This is a genomic window from Mesorhizobium sp. B283B1A, assembly GCF_020165735.1.
Classification (GTDB): Bacteria; Pseudomonadota; Alphaproteobacteria; order Rhizobiales; family Rhizobiaceae; genus Mesorhizobium; species Mesorhizobium opportunistum.
On the sequence record NZ_JAIUIQ010000029.1, the window covers coordinates 60,620 to 79,098 of the forward strand.

The window sequence follows — 18,479 nt, forward strand, 5'->3', positions numbered from 1 at the left end:
GCCTCAGTTCAAGGTGAAGCTGATGCCGGCGCCGACGCCGACATGGCCACCGGCGGCAGTTCCGGCCACGTTGCCGCGAATGCGACCGTCCTCGCTGGTGTAGCCGGCGCCGAAGGCCAAGGCGCTCGAATCCCGCCAGAAGCCGCCACCCGCCGCGACGCTCAGCTTGCCGGGACGATCATCGTAGCGCAGCGAGGCGGCAGCGAGCCCGATCGCCGCAGCCTGCCGTGCTTCGTCGCGTATGCTGCCCAGGTCCGTGTTGAGCTGGCTGAGCTTCTGGTCGGTATAGTCGTTGGCCTGTTGCAAGGTCGTGCCGGCCACCTTGTCGGTGTAGGTGTTTGATGTGGTGATGGCGTAGTTCATTTGGTTGTTCAGCTGGGCGACATTGACTGCGTCGGTCCCTTTGACGCCGGGGCCGACATTGGAAATGACGACCGGCGCGTTGACGTCGCCGCCCTGCAGCGTGATGGTGTTCGTCTTGGCGCCGCCCTGAGTATCATAGGTCACCGCATTCTGGGTGAGACCCCCGACGCCAGCTTTCAGATCCTCGATCGCCGTGTTCGTGGCGAAGAGCTGTGAGCCGTTTATGGCGTCGGTGCTGTCTGAGGAAACACGGCCGGCGGCGACGTTGGTGATCGTCCTCTCGGCGCCGGCATCGCCGACGCTAACGGTCCCGGTTGGAGTCGTCCCGGCATAGGCATAGGTCTTGCCGTTGATGACGGTGCTGGACGTGCCGACGGCGGTCTGCGTCACCGATCCGGAACCGAGCGCCACATCATTGGCATTGTTGGCCTTGGCGCCCTGCCCGAGGGCGACAGCGCCCTGCCCGGTGGCCGTCGAACCATTGCCGGCGGCAAGGCTGTTGGTGCCGCTCGCCACGCTGGCCGGACCGATCGCGACGCTATCGGTGCCGCTGGCGGTCGAGTCGGCGAGCGTCGAATTGGCGTGGAAGTACTTGATGCCGCCGCCGCTGGTGATGTTGGTCAGCGCGTTGTCGACCGCCGTGAGGCCGTCATAGACGGTGGAGTAATTGTTGCCCTGGACGGTGTAGGTCGGTCCGGTGATCGACCCGTCGGGATTAACCGTGGTGCCGCCGCCGAACAGGTTACTGATATTTTGCGACACACCGCGCAGCTGCGAGACGTTGACGCCGTCGGTATCGGCCGAACCCGCCGCGACATTGGTCAGCTTGCGCTCGGCCCCGGCGGAGCCGATCGACACCTCGCCGACCGAGGTCTGCGGGCCGGTCAGGGCAAAACCCGTGTAGCCGGTCTGGGCGCCAACCGTGGTGACGGACTGCGCGCCCAGCGCCACGCTGTTGATGAAGGTGCTTTGGGCGCCGGCGCCGAGCGCCACCGACTGGATGCCGGACGCCAGCGAATTGGTGCCGAGCGCCAGGCCATCGGCCAGCATGACATGCGCGTTCTGGCCGATGGCGGTGCCGCCGGGTGCTGTCTGGTCGACGATCGCACCATTGCCGATGCCAATGCCGTTGTCGCCGTTGACGACCGTTGTCGGACCGACCGCGACCGATTCGGCGCCGACGGCGAGAGAATCGCCCGCAGCCGAATTGGCATGGAAATACTTGGTCGACGTTACCGAGACCGAGGCGATCGCCCCCTGCAGCTGGCGCAGCGTCACCGCATCCTGCGACTGCGTGCCGTCGGCCACATTGGTGATCTGCCGGTAGGACGTGGCGGTGCCGACCGAAACGGCGCCAAGCAGCGTCTTGTCGGTGGTGTTGTATTGGATGAAGTTCGATGGACCGGCGGCAACCTGTCCGCTGGCCGGAGCCAGGGCGCGGTCGGAAATCGAACCGGAACCGAGCGCCACACCGCCGTCGATGCTGGCGTTGCTGTCGCGGCCGAGCGCCAGCGCGCTGTCTCCGGTCGCCGTCGCCTGGTAGCCGACGGCGGTGGAGCCGACGCCTTGCGCGAAGGAATCGGTCTGCGCCAACCCGGCTTCGTTGGTGCGGGCGTAGCGGATGCCGATGCCGTTGGCGTCGGTATAGGCGGTCGAGGTATCGCCGGCGATGTTGTTGAGCGTGTCGCCGAGATTGGTCACGCCACTACCGATGTTGGCAATGTCAGTCGTGTTTTGCGTCACCTGCTGATTGGTGGCGAAGAGCTGCGAGCCGTTGACCGCGTCGGTCGAGCCGCCATTCAACTGTCCGGCCGCGACGTTCTGGATCTGACGCTCGGCGCCCGCCGAACCGACCGAGAAGGCGCCCGCCGGCGTGCCGCCGGCGAAGGTATAGGCGGTGCCGCCGATCGTGGCGCCGCCGACGGCGGTCGTCGCACCCGACGCCGAATTCAGGCCGATCGCCACATCGCCGGCATTGTTGGCCACCGCGTTCGGGCCGACGGCGACGGAATCGGTGCCCGGCGCCTGGGAGTCCGGCAAGGTCGAGTTGGCGTGGAAATACTTGATGCCGCCGCCGACATTGATGGTGTTGAGTTGGGCGCCGATGGCATCCACCGCCTGGTTGGTGGCGAAGAGCTGCGAGCCGTTGATCGCATCCGTCGAGAGCGCACTGATCCGCCCCGCTGCCAGATTGGTGAGCGTCCGTTCCGCGCCGGGTGCACCGATGCTGACCGTCGAGGTCGGGTTGGTGCCCTGGAAGGCGTAGGTGGTACCGTTGACCACACCGCTGGCCGTGCCGACCGCCGTGGCGGTCACCGAGCCCGAGCCGAGTGCGACGTCGCCGGAGCTTGCCGCCGCCGTCGCGCCGTCGCCCAGCGCGACATTGCCTGCCAGACCGGCGGCTCCCGCGGTCGAGCCATTGCCCAGCGCCACGGAGCCCTGCCCGATCGCCTTGTTGTTGTTGCCGATGGCGACAGCACCGTTGGCCGTATTGGCCGCGGTGGCGGTCGCCGTGCCGTCGCTGTTGGCTATGTTGTTGGCGCCGCCGGTGAAGGCGCCGGTGCCGCTGGCGTAGCTGGGGTCGCCGATCGAGACCGCGCCGTTGCCAAAGGCGGTGTTGCCGGAACCGATCGAGACCGACTTGCCGCCGGTCGCCACCGCATTGGTGCCCATGGCGACCGCCTCGGCGGAATCGGCCTTGGAATTCATACCAACGGCGATGGCGCTCGTGGCGCTCGCCGTTGCGCCAAGTCCCATCGCGGTTGCTTGCGCGGCGGTCGCCGTGGCGTTGTTGCCGACTGCCGTGGCCGAGACCCCGGTAGCCTGTGCTCCCGATCCCATTGCCGACGAACCCGTTCCACTCGAAACAGCCCCGTTGCCGATTGCGGTGCTAAAATCGGCAGTGGCCTGAGTGGCCTGGCCGAGTGCGACGCCGAAACCGCCGGAAGAGACCGCATTGGTGCCGATGGCTATGCTGTTGGGCAGAGCCGTGTTGGCCTGGACGCCTGCAATCGCGCCCGTGCCCAATGCGATCGACTGATTGCCCCAGGCACGGGCGGTGGTACCCATCGCCATGGCGGCCGTCCCCGTTGCCTTGGACGCGCGTCCGATCGCAGTGCTGTCGGCCTGAGACGCCGTCACATCCGTACCGATGGCAATGGCGCTCTGGGCCAATGCCCCCGTTCCGGCGGCGGTGCGCGAGCCGAGATAGACGGCGTTTATCGCCGTTGCGGTCGACTGGAAGCCGACAGCGATGGCATTCTGGCTATTTGCAATGGTGTTGGTACCTTGGGCAACGGTGTCCAGTCCCGAGGAGACTGCCTGGCTCCCGATCGCGATGGCGCGCGTCCCGGTGGCCTGGGACCCCCAGCCTCCGGCGAAAGATGTGCTACCGCTGGCCAAGGAGCTGACGCCGACGGCAGTGGAGTTGCCGCCCGAAGCAACGGCAAAAGTGCCGAGAGCGCTAGCGCCGGCCAAGGTGGCGCTGGCATTGACGCCGATCGCCACCGTATTGACATTGTTGGAGATTGTTCCGGAGCCGATCGCCACCGCGCCGCCGGCACCCGTCGCCGATGCGGTCCGGCCGATAGCCACGCTGTATTGTGCTGCCGCGTTGGACTGAAAGCCGAGCGCTATGGCCCAGTTAAGGCTGGCTGTTGAGCCATTTCCGATCGCGACGGCCTCGGGAGCAGTCGCTGAGCCGCCGCCGGCTTGATATTGTGCCAGAGCAGGCGTCGCGGCCAAACCAATCGCGAAGACACTCAGCACCGCCGCCGACCCGCCGCCAACGCCAAGCGTTCCCAACCCCAAGCGCTTGCGCCCCATGCCAAGCGCGCGATGCGCCATGCGCAGGACCGCCATCAGGCGGCGGCGAACCGAGCGCGAACCATGATCGGCCCCTGCGATCCACTGCCCGGCGAAATGCGCCGCGCGACGCTGAACAAGAAGTGAGCCGCTCGCAATCTGGCCGCTCGAAATCTGGTTGTCGGTCATGGTTCCCTCTCCGCTGGCCGGCACGAAATGTCTGACAATTCCGTTCGCCACCAGAAAGGCATGATTCCTGCTCGCAGTATTTCACGAAATTGCTGTCTTGTGAGAAAAGATCGGAGCAAACCGACAGAGGTTAACGGCGAGTTACTTTAGGAGACGCTTATAAGCCAAGTAGTCAAACAATTTCGTAAGCTCCGTTTCATCTAATCTTGGCGTTAAGCTTGCCCACCCGCGCCTGCAATGGCGTCGTCTGCCGGTATTTCTTCATAAGGGTGGTAAAATGGCTCTGGCTGGAAAAGCCGGCCAGATGGGCGATATCGGCGATCGTCATCCGGCTCTCGGCAAGCAGCCTTTCGGCGAAATCAAGCCGCAGATCGATAACATATTGGTGCGGCGGCATTCCGAACGTCCTCGAGAAGGCTCGCATGAAGTGATAGGGTGAAAGCCCGCAAACCGCGGCCATGTCGGCAAGCGCCAGCTTGCGCGTGAAGTTCTCATCCAGGAACTCCTGCACCTTGCGTGCGCCGCGGACGGAAAGCCCGCCTTTTGGTTGCAGCGCCGGCTCTTGCGCGGAACCCGCCCCCGAAGCAGACCCTGCCGGGTCATCCTCACGCCGCCGCATGTTCTCGCCTCCTGATACGTCCCAATTGGAACACAACCCGAGGCTGATCTCCCCGTTCCCCTGAAAAACAATTCGTGATTGCTTCTACGGCATTGCTGGCCGGCCTCATCTCGACGATCTGCAGCTCACCCATTCCGAACGGGGGCGGCTCAAACGATGTAACGGGGAAATCGCCCTCGTGTGTCCAGGGCAGGAACTTCTGCGACCCGGGATTGCGGACGCAATAGATGACGCTCCCGCGCGCCGGGGTATGCCTGGGACCGGCACTTTCCGAAATGATGTTCAAGATGCATCGGGCTGTCCGATCGACGCCTCGGGAAACGCCGCTTTCCCGAGCTTCGTCCGCTTTATTCATGCATGCCGCCTCAGCCGTCTTGCTGTAGCTTGAAATCCCCCTTGCCCGACCCGCAACCAGCGTAACGCACAGGCCTTGGATAGAAAAGAACTTCCACGCGCAAAGAAAAATTTTGGTTCCAGAAAACAAAGAGAAGCGACCGGCTGAGGCAGTTGGCGAGCATTCTATTTCAGCCGGCTGGCGAGTCTTCGCCATGCACGGGTTCCGCATCTCATCCTGGTGAGAGCGATCCCCCGTTTTTCATTGAGTGTCAAACGATAAAGCGGGGACTGGCGGCCGGAAAGCTCACGGGCGGGGGATGGAAATCAACAGGGTGCCGTATCGGATCGCTTACTTATGGACGATCCAGTCCACCAGAGCGGGTTCGATCTGTTCGCAGCCGGTTAGTTCGCGGACCAGGCCCTTAGCCAGTTCGCGCCGTTGATCGTCCGGTAGACGGATTTCCACGACCAATTTTTTGAACACCTCGCGCGCAACGTCGCCATCGAGCGCGGATACGCCGTCAGTTGCGGGATCCTGGGGCGAATAATATCCCGACCGGCTGTCCGTCTGGTGCTCCCGGATGCGCTTCAAGAGCTTGCGGGATGCGTCGAGGACATGCCGGGAGGCGCTTAGGGTCCGCTGGAGTTGGTCGATTTCGGCTTCGGTACGCCGCACGCCCAGGCGCGCAGCCTCGATGAACATCCGGGTTGTGTCTGTTGTCGTTGCCATCATCGCTTTTTCCTCCCAGCGATGTAGCCTTCAGTTAATGCATGGTTACTGGTTTGGTTCAATGCCCGCGTCGGGCGGCGGTACAGAGCCGCCGTCTAAGCTGGCATCTTGATGTCCAGTGTCAGGCTAACCAGCAACAATGGCTTGCGTTGGTCACGAACCTCTATGGCAAGAACGCGGTGTTCTGGCCGCTCGATGCTTCTTGCCAGTTCAGCCAATATTCTGACGGCTTCAAATTTAGCAGTTTCGAGATCAGCTATCTCTGTTCCCTCCACGTCGGGAATTAACGTTTCGCGATCGCGATAATCGAAGTGGTAAAGCGCCATCTGGCGGAAACGCCGTAGCCTTACGCTGGTTGCGGTACGGCTTTTACCAAGCGGGCTCATCGAATTTGATCCCCACTTTTTCCTGGAACGGGCTCTAATTCTCCGCGTGGCTAAAGACGACAGCTCCGCCATCTCTGCGAACTTCAACGCAGACCACGCCATCGTCACCCCTTCGGGTCTGGAACATGGCGATCGCATGATCCTTCGCCACTTTCTCAGTGTCGAAGGTCACCTTGTCGATGACGCCTCGTCTCCCATACCAGATGACGGTGAATGCCATTGAAGGCTCCAAGCTTTCCGGTAAGCATAGGCGCTTTCGCCTGAGGCCTCAAACTTGCCCCTGGTCCTGCTAGCTTCTAACTAGGCATGGTTTTACAAATCGTCGCGGCGTTGCTCGTAGAGGTCCCACGCGACTTCCACGACAGTCAGAAGAACATCGTCCTGGTCCCATCCGGCAGCGGCCGCTTCCTGGACGATTTCGCGGATCAGCGGCCGCAACTGGGCCGATACGTCGATGCCTGGCCGCCCCATTGGAGGCCCTTCGAAGTTGAATTTCATTGGTCGGCGCCCCCCTTCGCCCTCAGTCCAGTGTTTATATTATTAATTTCATTTCCTCCTGATATACAACAGATGTGGCACCAAAGCATAAGAAGCCATGGATGATCAAAGCAGCAGGGGACGATGCCGGGTTCAACCGACATTATGCTTCCCCGGGGTCAGTCTGGTTTTCCTGAATACGACTCTATCGAAGCCTCATCGGCTCGATCTCTGCGTGCGGTCGAGATCTTCATCCAAGCTGGATGCCACCATCCGGCGAATGCAGCGCATGAGCGTCCGCATTGCCTTCTGCAATCGCTCTGTGGATAGTCCCGGCAATGTTCGAGATCCTGGCGACTCACTGGCCCAATATCCTGGCGATCATCTCGGTGGTGATGGCAACCGTCGGCATTGCCCACGCCGTCATGACCAAGGAAGACGTCCGCGCCGCCACCGGCTGGGTTGGCGTCATGGTGCTGTCGCCGATCCTCGGCGTCCTGATCTATGCCGTCGCCGGCATCAACCGCATTCGCCGCGCCACCATCACCGCGCAGCGCCCGTTTGCCAGCGATGGTGTGTCGGCCAAGCATGAGCGCGACCTCGTCGCCGAGGAGGCCCTGATCGTCGAGCGCTACGGACAGCGCTTCACGGGTCTTAGAACGCTCGGCGACCGGGTGGCGAGATGCACGCTGAACCCGGGAAATGCAATCGACGTGCTGGAGACCGGCGACGAGGCCTACGCCGCCATGTGCTCGGCCATCGATGGCGCCGAGCGCAGCGTCCTGCTCGAGACCTATATTTTCGACAATGACGCCGTCGGCCTGCTCTTTGTCGAATCGCTGGCCAATGCCGTCCGGCGCGGCGTCACCGTTCGCGTGCTGATCGATGCCGTCGGCGCCCGCTATTCGGTCCCCAGCATTTTGGGGCACTTGCGCGAGGCGAATATTCCTGCCGATCGGTTCAATGGCAACATCGTCATGGGCCTGCGGCTGCCCTACGCCAACCTCAGGACCCACCGGAAGATCCTGGTGATCGACGGCATGGTTGCCTTTACCGGCGGCATGAACATCCGCAAGGGTTTTTCCGCGGAGTTCGCCGGCTCGAACAGCGCCAGGGACACGCATTTCCGGGTAACCGGCCCAGTCGTCGCCGACCTCTTCTCGGTCGCCGCCGAGGACTGGCGTTTTGCCACCAAAGAGGCGCTGAAGGGCGATGCCTGGCGCATAGTGCCACTGTCGCCGGCGCCCGGCGTCCCGATGCTGGTGCGGGCGGTCGCGTCCGGCCCGGATGCCAGCAACGAGACCAACCACAAGCTCTTGATCGGCGCGTTCTCCGTCGCGCGCAAGTCGATCCGCCTGATGTCGCCCTATTTCCTGCCCGACCGCGAATTGATCAGCGCGCTGATCACCGCAGCCCGGCGCGGCGTCGAAATCGACATCGTCGTGCCGGCGGTGAACAACCTTTTCCTCGTCGATCGCGCCATGACCGCGCAATTCGATCAGGTGCTGAAGCACTATTGCCGCGTCTGGCGCACCGAAGGGCCGTTCGACCATTCGAAGCTGCTGTCAATCGACGGCGCGTGGGCCTATATCGGATCGTCCAACCTCGATGCCCGGTCGCTGCGGCTCAACTTCGAAATCGATCTGGAGGTCCTCGACGCAGGCTTTGCCCGCGAGATCGAAGCGCGGATCGGATCGGCAATGACCTCCGCCGTGCCGGTGACGCTCGATGCCTTGCGCGCCCGGCCATTCCTCATCAGGCTGTTCGACCGGGTCCTTTGGCTCGGTTCACCCTATCTCTAGATGGGTTTACCCCTATCTCTAGAGGGGTTTGCCCTATCTTTAACAAAACGACGTGTTTGCCAGATAGTTTGACGCCGATCATGGAACACAGACGGAAAGACTCTATTTGATGTGCATGATGAAAGCGGCTGAAATGGCGGGCACGCGATGCGGATGAACGGACGCAGCCTGCCGGCAAGCATGCTTTTGTCCATTCGCGACCGTCGGATGCAGAAGGCAAACGCTGCCGCGCACAAGACGAGCGGCACCACCGGCACATTGGTCGCCTCCTACAACGTCCACAAATGCATCGGCGTCGACCGCAAATTCGATCCCGAGCGCACCAGCCGCGTGATCCGCGAAATCGATCCCGATGTCATCGCTTTGCAGGAAGCCGACAATCGTTTCGGCGACCGTGACGGGCTTCTCGACCTGCCCCGGCTCGAACGGGAAACCGGCCTTGTTCCCGTGCCGATTTCGGCCACCGGCAAGGGCCATGGCTGGCACGGCAATGTCCTGCTGTTCAAGAAGGGCGTGGTTCGCGACGTGCATCAGATCAAGCTTCCGGGGCTGGAGCCGCGCGGTGCGGTCGTGGCGGAGATCGAGATGGATGGAAGCCAGACTTTGCGCGTCATCGCCGCTCATCTCGGCTTGTTGCGCCACTCACGTTCCCAGCAGGCACGTGTCGTGCTCGATCTCATGAACAGCCCGGACGAAAAGCCGACCTTGCTGCTTGGCGACCTGAACGAATGGCGGCTTGGCAACCGCTCGGCGCTCAACACGCTGCATGCGACCTTCGGTCCGCAGCCGCCGGCGGTCCCCACCTTCCCGTCAAACCTGCCGCTGCTGGCTCTCGACCGGATCATGACCAATCGGCACGGACTGATCGCGGCGGTGGAGGCGCACGATACGCCGCTTTCGCGCGTTGCCTCCGACCATCTGCCGCTCACGGCGCTTGTTCGCCTCGATCGTATGGCCGATCCTGATAACGCCATGATGTCCCCGGCGTCGCAAAGCGTGTAGATGCAACGGGAACGCCCGGTTCTTCCATGAGTTTATACCTCTTGGACAGGCAGGAGGATGAAATGAAAAAAGTGATTTTGGCTTCGATGTTGGCATTTGCCGCGACAGCGGCAGTGACTGCACCAACGCGAGCCGCAAGCGTGATTATCCAGTCCGACGACGGCAACCGATATTCATCGGACGATGATTCCGACAGCGGAATTGTTATCCGCCGTCACCACAATCGGTATTATGACAACCAGTATGATGACGACCAGAGCGTCCAGTACGACAGTGATAGCGATTACCGGGATCGCGTATACCGGCGCCACCACCGGCACCATCGCTGCCACGTCGAAACGGTCGTGCATTGGCGCCACCACCACAAGGTGATTGAAGACGTTCGCGTCTGCGGCTGATCTCGTGCGGCGAACGCCATGACGCGCATGGCTGCGGTCTAATTGATGGACATGGCTATGCCGCATTGCACAATTTGACGGCCTTGCCCACAATGCAGGCATGATCCGCCGCCCCGCCCTAGCAGTCCTGGTGATCGATGAAAATCGCATCCGCGCCTCGATAATCGAGGCCGGCCTGCGCGAGGCCGGCCATCAGCAGGTCACCGTCATTCACGATGTCACCGGCATTGCACGGCAGATCGCCGAGATCGAGCCTGACGTCATCGTCATCGACCTCGAAAACCCCAACCGCGACATGCTGGAAAACATGTTCCAGCTGTCGCGCGCCGTGAAGCGCCCGATCGCCATGTTCGTCGACCGCTCCGACCAGGCCTCGATCGAGGCCGCGGTCGATGCCGGCGTTTCGGCCTATGTCGTCGACGGCCTGCGGCAAGAACGCGTCAAGCCAATCCTCGACATGGCAGTAAGCCGCTTCAATGCCTTCTCGCGCATGGCGCGCGAACTGGAAGAGGCGCGTAGCGAACTGGAGAGCCGCAAGGTGATCGACCGTGCCAAAGGCATCCTGATGAAGTCGCGCGGGCTGACGGAAGAAGCCGCCTACACGCTGCTGCGCAAGACCGCGATGAACCAGAACCGCAAGATCGGCGACATCGCCCAGAGCCTGGTGACTGCCGCCGGGCTGCTGGGACCGGCGGAGGACGAATGACGATGGGCGCCGAGCACCAGATAACCGCCGGCTTCATGCCGCTTTTCGACAGCGCAGTGCTGGTCGCCGCCGGCGAGCTTGGCTTCGCCAGGCGCGAAGGCATCGACCTGACGCTGCATCGCGAGACCTCCTGGGCCAACATCCGGGACCGCATCGCCATCGGCCACTTCCATCTCGCGCACATGCTGGGACCGATGCCGCTCGCCTGCAATCTCGGGCTGACACCGCTCGCTTCCGAGACCATCGTGCCGTTCTCGCTTGGTCTCGGCGGCAATTGCGTCACCATCTCCAACGCGGTGTGGGAAGGCATGGCGGCGCACGGCGCGGCGCCCGATCTCGATCCGGCGCGCGCGGGTGCGGCACTTGGCGCGCTCATCCGCGAACGCGCGGCCGCTGGCCATGATCCGCTGCGCTTTGCCGTCGTGCACCCGCATTCGGGGCATAATTACGAACTGCGTTACTGGCTGGCCGCTTGCGGCATCGATCCCCAGCGCGAGATCGAGATCGTCATCGTGCCGCCGCCCTTCATGGCCGACGCGCTGGCCGCCGGCCGCATCGATGGCTATTGCGTCGGCGAGCCCTGGAACAGTGCCGCGGTGGCGGCCGGCACCGGCCATATCGTCACCGTCAAGGCGCTGTTGTGGCGCAACAGCCCGGAGAAGGTGGTCGGCGTGCGCAAAGCCTGGGCCGAGCAGTCCCCCGAAGCCCTGACGGCGCTCTTGCGCGCGCTGCATTATTCGGCGCGCTGGTGCCAGGATCCGGCGAACCGCGCCGAATTGGCCGATGTGATGGCCAAAGCTGGTTTCCTCGGCCTGCCGCCGGCTGTCCAGATGCCGATCCTCACCGGCCATCTCCAGTTGGGTGGCGGGGCGGAACTGGATATCGACGACTTCTTCGTGCCCTTCGACAAGGCGGCGAACTTCCCGTGGAAGAGCCATGCCTTGTGGTTCTACACACAGATGGTGCGCTGGGGGCATGTCGCGCACACGCCCGACAATCTCGCCATTGCCCGCGACTGCTACCGTCCTGACCTCTACCGTTCGGCGCTGAAGCCGCTGGGCGTGGCGCTGCCGGGTGCCAATTCGAAGGTCGAGGGCGCGCTCAACGCCGCAACCGCGGTCGGCGCGACCGGGGCGGGCCTGGTGCTTGGCCCTGACGGTTTCTTTGACGGCCAGATCTTCGATCCGGACCAGATCGAAGCGTATGTCGAGAAGCAGAAATCGGCCCGCGCGGAAGCTTGATCGTTTCCGCGCCATTCTTGTGCATTGCACAAAAATTGTGCGCGCGATTGCTCTGGTGAACAATCTTTGGTCTGCTCGCCATGGCGCCCGACGCGTTGACGATCGGCGTTTATCAATGATTCCATTGATATTTTTCCCTCACGGTCAAACTGGCACGGTTCCTGCTTTGAAATAGACAGGCCCTTCGCGGGTCACGGAACAGGCGTCCAATGGCGGGCGCCACAGGCAAAGCTGCCGCTCAGGTCAAGACGCGATCCGATTCCCGGACGCGACGACCTGGCCGGCGGCTTTTTTGTTTTTGGGTCAATCGACGGCGCGGATCGCGTTCAACCGGAGACGACGATGAAGAAGACAATGAAGAAATTAATCGGCACCGGCACATCGCTCGGGGATGTGACGCGTCGTGATTTTCTGGTCAGCAGTGCGATGACGGCCGGCCTGTTCATCGCCGCCCGCAAGCTCTTTCCGTCCGGCGCCTATGCCGCCACCTCCGCTCCGGAAGTCACTGGCGCCAAGCTCGGCTTCATCGCGCTGACCGATGCCGCACCGCTGATGGTCGCCATGGAGAAGGGGCTGTTCGCGAAATTCGGCATGCCCGATGTCGAGGTGCTGAAACAGGCCTCGTGGGGCGCGACGCGCGACAATCTGATGCTCGGCGGCGCCGCCAACGGCATCGACGGAGCCCATATACTGACGCCGCTGCCCTATCTCATGCACTCCGGCAAGGTGACGCAGAACAACCAGCCGATGCCGATGGCGATCGTGGCGCGGCTCAACTACGACTGCCAGGGCATTTCGGTCGCGCAGGAATATGCCGCAACCGGCGTCGGCCTCGATGCCTCGAAGCTGAAGGACGTTTTCGCCGCCAAGAAGGCGGCCGGCAAGGACATCAAGGCCGCCATGACCTTCCCGGGCGGCACCCATGATTTGTGGCTGCGCTACTGGCTGGCCGCCGGCGGCATCGATCCCGACAAGGATGTCTCGACCATCGTCGTGCCGCCACCACAGATGGTGGCCAACATGAAGGTCGGCAACATGGACGTGTTCTGCGTCGGCGAGCCGTGGAACGAGCAGCTCGTCCACCAGGGCGTCGGCTTCACCGCCGCCTCGACGGGCGAGTTGTGGAAGGGCCATCCGGAAAAGGCGCTCGGCCTGCGCGCCGAATTCGTCGAAAAATACCCGAACGCCACCAAGGCGATCCTGATGGCCGTCATGGAAGCCCAGCAATGGTGCGAGGCCACGCAGAACAAGGACGAAATGGCCGCCATCATCGGCAAACGGCAATGGATGAACGTGCCGGTCGCCGACATCATCGGCCGCCTCAAGGGCGACATCAACTACGGCAATGGCCGCGTCGCCACCGGCACCGATCTCTACATGAAGTTCTGGAAGGGCGGCGTCTCCTATCCTTTCAAGAGCCATGACAGCTGGTTCCTCGCCGAGAACATACGCTGGGGCAAATTCGCGCCCACCACCGACATCAAGGCGCTGGTCGACCAGGTCAACCGCGAGGATCTGTGGCGCGAGGCGGCCAAGGATCTCGGCGTTGCCGCGGCCGACATTCCGGCATCCTCCTCGCGCGGTGTCGAGACCTTCTTCGACGGCAAGGTCTTCGATCCAGCCAACCCGTCCGCCTATCTCGACAGCCTCAAGATCAAGGCTTCGGCCTGACCTTCGCAAACGGCGCGTTGCGCCGTTTGTCGTGACCAGCGCAAACGGCGAGTTGCGCCGTCGCCGCCGGCCCTTACCACCTGCCCACGGAGTTTTTCCCAGACATGTCTATCCAGACGATCGAGGACACCAAGGTGAAGGCCTTTCCCGCCAAGCCGGCCGAAGTCATCGCCTTCACGGTCAAGGCTCGACGCCGCTTCGATCCGGTCGCGATCGCCGGAAAGCTGGCGAGCACGCTGGTGCCGCCGGTCGTCGTCATCGCTTTGATGCTCGTCGTCTGGCAAATCGCCTGCTCGTCGCCGACATCGAGCCTGCCGCCGCCCAGCCAAGTGTGGAACGAGGCCTACGACCTCATCGCGCATCCGTTCTTCGACAACGGCCCGCAGGATATCGGGCTGGCCTGGCGGGTGCTGATCTCGCTGCAGCGTGTTGCCATCGGCTTCGGCATGGCGGCGGTCGTCGGCGTTGCCCTTGGCGCGCTGGTCGGCCAGTCGATCTGGGCGATGCGCGGCCTCGATCCGGTGTTCCAGATCCTGCGCACCGTGCCGCCGCTCGCCTGGCTGCCGCTGTCGCTGGCCGCGTTCCGCGATTCCAGCCCGTCGGCGCTGTTCGTCATCTTCATCACCTCGATCTGGCCGATCATCATCAACACCGCCGTCGGCGTGCGTAACATCCCGCAGGATTACCGCAACGTCGCCCGCATCCTGCGGCTCAACCCGCTCGAATTCTTCATCAAGATCATGGTGCCGGCCGCGGCACCCTACATCTTCACCGGCCTCAGGATCGGCATCGGCCTGTCGTGGCTCGCCATCGTGGCCGCCGAAATGCTGACGGGCGGCGTCGGCATCGGCTTCTTCATCTGGGACGCGTGGAACTCGTCGCGGCTGCCCGACATCATCGTCGCGCTCGCCTATATCGGCGTCACCGGCTTCTGCCTCGACCGCCTGGTCGCCGCGGTCGGCGTCTTCGTCACCCGCGGCACGACGGCAAAGTGAGGAGAGCGTGATGACCGCCTATCTGAAACTCGACCATATCGACAAATCCTTTGCCCGCGGCGGCCAGGTCAGCGAGGTCCTGAAGGATATCCGGCTGACCATCGACAAGGGCGAATTCGTCTCGATCATCGGTCACTCCGGCTGTGGCAAGTCGACCTTGCTCAACTTGATCGCCGGGCTGACCACGGTGTCCGCAGGCGCCGTGCTGCTCGAGAACAAGGAGGTCGACAGCCCCGGACCCGAGCGCGCCGTGGTGTTCCAGAACCACAGTCTTTTACCGTGGCTGACGGTCTACGAGAACATCAACCTGGCGGTGTCGAAGGTCTTTGGCCGTTCCAAGAGCAAGGCCGAGCGGCACGACTGGATCATGCGCAATCTCGATCTCGTGCAGATGGCGCATGCAAGGGACAAGCGGCCGGCGGAAATCTCGGGCGGCATGAAGCAGCGCGTCGGCATCGCGCGCGCGCTGGCCATGGAGCCGAAGATCCTGCTGCTCGATGAGCCTTTCGGCGCGCTCGACGCGTTGACCCGCGCCCATCTGCAGGACGCGGTGATGGACATCCATTCCAGGCTCGGCTCGACGACGATCATGATTACCCATGATGTCGATGAGGCGGTGCTGCTCTCCGACCGCATCGTCATGATGACCAACGGCCCGGCCGCGACCATCGGCGAGGTGCTTCCCGTGCCGCTGGCCCGTCCGCGCCGGCGCATCGAACTCGCCTCGGACCGCACCTTCCTGCGCTGCCGCGAGGCGGTGCTGAAATTCCTCTACGAGCGCCACCGCTTCGTCGAAGCCGCGGAGTAGACCAATGACCGAAAAACTCGTCATCATCGGCAACGGCATGGCCCCTGGGCGCATGCTGGAGCACCTGTTAGAGCAGGCCCCGGGCCGCTACCAGGTCACCATCTTCAACGCCGAGCCCAGGGTGAACTACGATCGCATCATGCTGTCGCCGGTGCTGTCCGGCGAAAAGGCGTATGAGGAAATCATCATCCACGGCGATGGCTGGTACATCGCCAACGACATCACGCTGTACAAGGGCCACAAGATCGTCGCCATCGACCGGACGGCCAAGACCGTCACCTCGGACCACGGCGTCACCGAACCTTACGACAAGCTGGTCATCGCCACCGGCTCGGTGCCGTTCATCATCCCGGTGCCGGGCCACAATCTGCCCGGCGTGCTCACCTATCGCGATCTCGACGACGTCCAGGCAATGATGCTTGCCGCCCAGTCCAGGTCCAAGGCCGTGGTCATCGGCGGCGGCCTGCTTGGGCTCGAGGCCGCGGCCGGCCTGAGCGCCCAGGGCATGGACGTCACCGTGCTGCACGTCATGCCGACGCTGATGGAGCGCCAACTCGATCCAGCCGCCGGCTATCTCCTGCAGCGCGCGGTCGAAGAACGCCGCATCAAGGTCATTACCAAGGCCAACACACAGGCAATCACGGGCAACGGCAAGGTGGAGCAGGTCGAACTTGCCGACGGCACAGTCATCCCTGCGACTTTGGTGGTGATGGCGGTCGGCATCCGGCCCAATGCGGCGCTGGCCAAAGAGGCGGGCATTGCCGTCAATCGCGGCATCATCGTCGACGCCGGCATGCGCAGCAACGACCCCGACGTCTTCGCGCTCGGTGAATGCGCCGAGGTCAACGGCATGGTCTATGGGCTGGTGGCGCCGCTCTATGAGATGGCGCGCGTTGCCGCGAGCCAACTCGCCGGCGACGAGGCTGCCGCCTTCGTCCACATGGACACGCCAACCAAGCTCAAGGTCACCGGCATTGACCTGTTCTCGCTCGGCGATTTCGCCGAAGGCGAGGATCGCCAGGAGATCGTGCTGCGCGACGCCGCCGCCGGCGTCTACAAGCGGCTGGTGCTCAAGGACGACCGCATCATCGGCACCGTGCTTTATGGCGAGACGGCGGACGGCGCCTGGTTCAACGACCTCAAGAAGAAACAGACCGACATATCGCAAATGCGCGATACGTTGATCTTCGGCCAGTCCTACCAGGGGGGTGCCCCGCTGGACCCTATGGCGGCCGTTGCAGCCTTGCCGGATGATGCGGAAATCTGCGGCTGCAACGGCGTCTGCAAGGGCAAGATCACCAGCGCGATCACGGCCAAGGGCCTGACCTCGCTCGACGACGTCAGGGCCCACACCAAGGCCTCGGCCTCCTGCGGGTCCTGCACCGGGCTGGTCGAGAAACTGATGGTGCTGACCATCGGCGACAACTACAACCCGGCCGCCGTACAGCCCATGTGCGGCTGCACCACGCTCGGCCATGACGAGGTGCGCCGGCTGATCAAGGCCAAGGGGCTGAAGACCATTCCAGCCGTCATGCAGGAACTGGAGTGGAAGACCTCCTGCGGCTGCGCCAAATGCCGGCCGGCGCTCAACTACTATCTCGTCTGCGATTGGCCAGACGAGTACGCCGACGACTATCAATCGCGTTTCATCAACGAGCGCGTCCACGCCAACATCCAGAAGGATGGCACCTATTCGGTGGTGCCGCGCATGTGGGGCGGCGTCACCAATGCGGCCGAGCTGCGCGCCATCGCCGATGTCGTCGACAAGTTCGAGATCCCGATGGTCAAGGTCACTGGCGGCCAGCGCATCGACATGCTGGGTATCCGCAAGGAAGACCTGCCGGCGGTGTGGGCCGATCTCGGCCAGGCCGGCTTCGTCTCGGGCCACGCCTACGCCAAGGGCCTGCGCACGGTGAAGACCTGTGTGGGTTCCGACTGGTGCCGCTTCGGCACGCAGGATTCGACCGGCCTCGGCATCCGCATCGAGAAATTCATGTGGGGCTCGTGGACCCCGGCCAAGGTCAAGATGGCGGTGTCGGGCTGCCCGAGGAACTGCGCCGAGGCGACCTGCAAGGATGTCGGCGTCATCTGCGTCGACAGTGGCTACGAGATCCATTTCGCCGGGGCCGCCGGCCTCGACATCAAGGGCACCGAAGTGCTCGGCCTCGTGAAGACGGAAGACGAGGCGCTGCAGCATATCGTGGCGCTGACGCAGATGTACCGCGAGCAGGGCCGCTATCTCGAGCGCATCTACAAATGGGCAAAGCGCATCGGCATCCCCGAGATCAAGCGCCAGATCATGGACGATGCGGACAAGCGCAAGGCCTATTACGAGCGCTTCGTCTTCTCGCAGAAATTCGCCCAGGTCGATCCGTGGTCGGAGCGCGTTTCGGGCAAGGACAAGCACGAATTCAGGCCGATGGCTTCGGTCGGGTTTGCCGAGGCGGCGGAGTGATGGAGATGTTTGCGCGAGGCGCAATCCTACCAAGCAAAGGCAGCGCAATGAACTGGATCGCAATCGGCACCCTCTCCGACATCCCCCGTCGTGGCGCGCGTGGCGGCGCCACGCCAGAGGGCAAGGTCGCTGTCTTCCGCACCGCCGACGACCATGTCTATGCCATCGATGACCACTGCCCGCACAAAGGCGGGCCGCTTAGCCAGGGCATCGTCCATGGCGCGGCGGTGACCTGCCCCCTGCACAATTGGGTGATCTCGCTGGAGACTGGCAAGGCGCTCGGCGCCGACGAGGGCGCGGTGCGCACCATCCCGGTGAAACGGGAAGGCGAACATCTGTTCATCGCGCTGGAAGCGCTTGCCAGCCGCGCGGCCTGAACATGGAGATTGACGCAGCGCGCGAGGTGAGGACCACCTGCCCCTATTGCGGGGTGGGCTGCGGCGTGCTGGCGAGGGGGGGGGGGGGGGGGGGGGGGGGGGGGGGGGGGGGGGGGGGGG

18 protein-coding genes are annotated in these 18,479 nt (G+C 63.5%); 11 read left to right on the forward strand and 7 right to left on the reverse strand.

Annotated elements, in window-relative coordinates:
• Window positions 1-3: 3 nt before the first annotated feature.
• The 7 genes from LB577_RS22815 to LB577_RS22845 form a co-directional block, all read right to left on the reverse strand.
• Window positions 4-4,356 (reverse strand): YadA-like family protein, encoded by a 4,353-nt coding sequence (locus LB577_RS22815; RefSeq protein ID WP_224688604.1) that lies wholly within the window; start codon window positions 4,354-4,356, stop codon window positions 4-6.
• A gap of 196 nt (window positions 4,357-4,552) precedes the next feature.
• Window positions 4,553-4,975 (reverse strand): AraC family transcriptional regulator, encoded by a 423-nt coding sequence (locus tag LB577_RS22820; protein ID WP_181176864.1) that lies wholly within the window; start codon window positions 4,973-4,975, stop codon window positions 4,553-4,555.
• Window positions 4,962-5,525 (reverse strand): hypothetical protein, encoded by a 564-nt coding sequence (locus tag LB577_RS22825; protein WP_224688607.1) that lies wholly within the window; start codon window positions 5,523-5,525, stop codon window positions 4,962-4,964. Before LB577_RS22825 ends, LB577_RS22820 begins: the two co-directional genes overlap by 14 nt.
• Before the next feature lie 135 nt (window positions 5,526-5,660).
• Entirely contained in the window at window positions 5,661-6,044 is a 384-nt protein-coding gene (locus LB577_RS22830) for a hypothetical protein (RefSeq protein ID WP_224688612.1), read from the reverse strand.
• Window positions 6,045-6,136: 92 nt separating this feature from the next.
• Complete coding sequence (locus LB577_RS22835) at window positions 6,137-6,427, reverse strand: DUF6894 family protein (protein WP_224688615.1); 291 nt, start codon at window positions 6,425-6,427, stop codon at window positions 6,137-6,139.
• Between the two features lie 34 nt (window positions 6,428-6,461).
• Entirely contained in the window at window positions 6,462-6,647 is a 186-nt protein-coding gene (locus LB577_RS22840) for a hypothetical protein (protein ID WP_224688617.1), read from the reverse strand.
• Between the two features lie 92 nt (window positions 6,648-6,739).
• Entirely contained in the window at window positions 6,740-6,925 is a 186-nt protein-coding gene (locus tag LB577_RS22845) for a hypothetical protein (protein WP_224688618.1), read from the reverse strand.
• Window positions 6,926-7,242: 317 nt separating this feature from the next.
• Here LB577_RS22845 and LB577_RS22850 point away from each other — a divergent pair, with 317 nt between their 5' ends.
• The 11 genes from LB577_RS22850 to LB577_RS33540 all read left to right on the forward strand — a co-directional run.
• Complete coding sequence (locus LB577_RS22850) at window positions 7,243-8,706, forward strand: phospholipase D-like domain-containing protein (RefSeq protein WP_224688628.1); 1,464 nt, start codon at window positions 7,243-7,245, stop codon at window positions 8,704-8,706.
• Window positions 8,707-8,853: 147 nt separating this feature from the next.
• Window positions 8,854-9,708: an endonuclease/exonuclease/phosphatase family protein gene (locus tag LB577_RS22855; RefSeq protein ID WP_023765705.1), complete on the forward strand. Its 855-nt coding sequence runs from the start codon at window positions 8,854-8,856 to the stop codon at window positions 9,706-9,708.
• Between the two features lie 62 nt (window positions 9,709-9,770).
• On the forward strand, window positions 9,771-10,106 hold the full coding sequence (locus LB577_RS22860) for a hypothetical protein (RefSeq protein ID WP_224688630.1): 336 nt from the start codon (window positions 9,771-9,773) through the stop codon (window positions 10,104-10,106).
• A gap of 103 nt (window positions 10,107-10,209) precedes the next feature.
• The gene (locus tag LB577_RS22865) at window positions 10,210-10,812 is read left to right on the forward strand and encodes an ANTAR domain-containing response regulator (protein WP_224688645.1); all 603 of its coding nucleotides are present in this window, start codon (window positions 10,210-10,212) and stop codon (window positions 10,810-10,812) included.
• A gap of 2 nt (window positions 10,813-10,814) precedes the next feature.
• The gene (locus tag LB577_RS22870) at window positions 10,815-12,053 is read left to right on the forward strand and encodes a CmpA/NrtA family ABC transporter substrate-binding protein (RefSeq protein ID WP_224688661.1); all 1,239 of its coding nucleotides are present in this window, start codon (window positions 10,815-10,817) and stop codon (window positions 12,051-12,053) included.
• A 354-nt stretch (window positions 12,054-12,407) separates the two neighbouring features.
• Window positions 12,408-13,724, forward strand: coding sequence for a CmpA/NrtA family ABC transporter substrate-binding protein (locus LB577_RS22875; protein WP_224688663.1), 1,317 nt, complete (start codon window positions 12,408-12,410; stop codon window positions 13,722-13,724).
• Window positions 13,725-13,828: 104 nt separating this feature from the next.
• A complete protein-coding gene (ntrB, locus tag LB577_RS22880) occupies window positions 13,829-14,719 on the forward strand; it encodes a nitrate ABC transporter permease (protein WP_023765708.1) in 891 nt (296 codons plus the stop codon).
• A gap of 10 nt (window positions 14,720-14,729) precedes the next feature.
• Window positions 14,730-15,527 (forward strand): ABC transporter ATP-binding protein, encoded by a 798-nt coding sequence (locus tag LB577_RS22885; protein WP_013893256.1) that lies wholly within the window; start codon window positions 14,730-14,732, stop codon window positions 15,525-15,527.
• 4 nt (window positions 15,528-15,531) lie between these two features.
• Window positions 15,532-17,982, forward strand: coding sequence for a nitrite reductase large subunit NirB (gene nirB / locus LB577_RS22890; protein ID WP_224688632.1), 2,451 nt, complete (start codon window positions 15,532-15,534; stop codon window positions 17,980-17,982).
• 47 nt (window positions 17,983-18,029) lie between these two features.
• Window positions 18,030-18,359: a nitrite reductase small subunit NirD gene (nirD, locus tag LB577_RS22895; RefSeq protein ID WP_224688634.1), complete on the forward strand. Its 330-nt coding sequence runs from the start codon at window positions 18,030-18,032 to the stop codon at window positions 18,357-18,359.
• Between the two features lie 2 nt (window positions 18,360-18,361).
• The coding region (locus LB577_RS33540; protein ID WP_411969325.1) for a hypothetical protein at window positions 18,362-18,479 on the forward strand (118 nt) is incomplete at its 3' end.

Coding starts and splice junctions, on each gene's coding strand:
- ntrB (WP_023765708.1), top strand. CDS start 13,829: ATGTCTATCCAGACGATCGAGGACACCAAGGTGAAGGCCTTTCCCGCC.
- LB577_RS22860 (WP_224688630.1), top strand. CDS start 9,771: ATGAAAAAAGTGATTTTGGCTTCGATGTTGGCATTTGCCGCGACAGCG.
- LB577_RS22830 (WP_224688612.1), bottom strand. CDS start 6,044: ATGATGGCAACGACAACAGACACAACCCGGATGTTCATCGAGGCTGCG.
- nirD (WP_224688634.1), top strand. CDS start 18,030: ATGAACTGGATCGCAATCGGCACCCTCTCCGACATCCCCCGTCGTGGC.
- LB577_RS22840 (WP_224688617.1), bottom strand. CDS start 6,647: ATGGCATTCACCGTCATCTGGTATGGGAGACGAGGCGTCATCGACAAG.
- LB577_RS22870 (WP_224688661.1), top strand. CDS start 10,815: ATGGGCGCCGAGCACCAGATAACCGCCGGCTTCATGCCGCTTTTCGAC.
- LB577_RS22845 (WP_224688618.1), bottom strand. CDS start 6,925: ATGAAATTCAACTTCGAAGGGCCTCCAATGGGGCGGCCAGGCATCGAC.
- LB577_RS22875 (WP_224688663.1), top strand. CDS start 12,408: ATGAAGAAATTAATCGGCACCGGCACATCGCTCGGGGATGTGACGCGT.
- LB577_RS22825 (WP_224688607.1), bottom strand. CDS start 5,525: ATGGCGAAGACTCGCCAGCCGGCTGAAATAGAATGCTCGCCAACTGCC.
- LB577_RS22835 (WP_224688615.1), bottom strand. CDS start 6,427: ATGAGCCCGCTTGGTAAAAGCCGTACCGCAACCAGCGTAAGGCTACGG.
- LB577_RS22815 (WP_224688604.1), bottom strand. CDS start 4,356: ATGACCGACAACCAGATTTCGAGCGGCCAGATTGCGAGCGGCTCACTT.
- nirB (WP_224688632.1), top strand. CDS start 15,532: ATGACCGAAAAACTCGTCATCATCGGCAACGGCATGGCCCCTGGGCGC.
- LB577_RS22820 (WP_181176864.1), bottom strand. CDS start 4,975: ATGCGGCGGCGTGAGGATGACCCGGCAGGGTCTGCTTCGGGGGCGGGT.
- LB577_RS22885 (WP_013893256.1), top strand. CDS start 14,730: ATGACCGCCTATCTGAAACTCGACCATATCGACAAATCCTTTGCCCGC.
- LB577_RS22855 (WP_023765705.1), top strand. CDS start 8,854: ATGCGGATGAACGGACGCAGCCTGCCGGCAAGCATGCTTTTGTCCATT.
- LB577_RS22850 (WP_224688628.1), top strand. CDS start 7,243: ATGTTCGAGATCCTGGCGACTCACTGGCCCAATATCCTGGCGATCATC.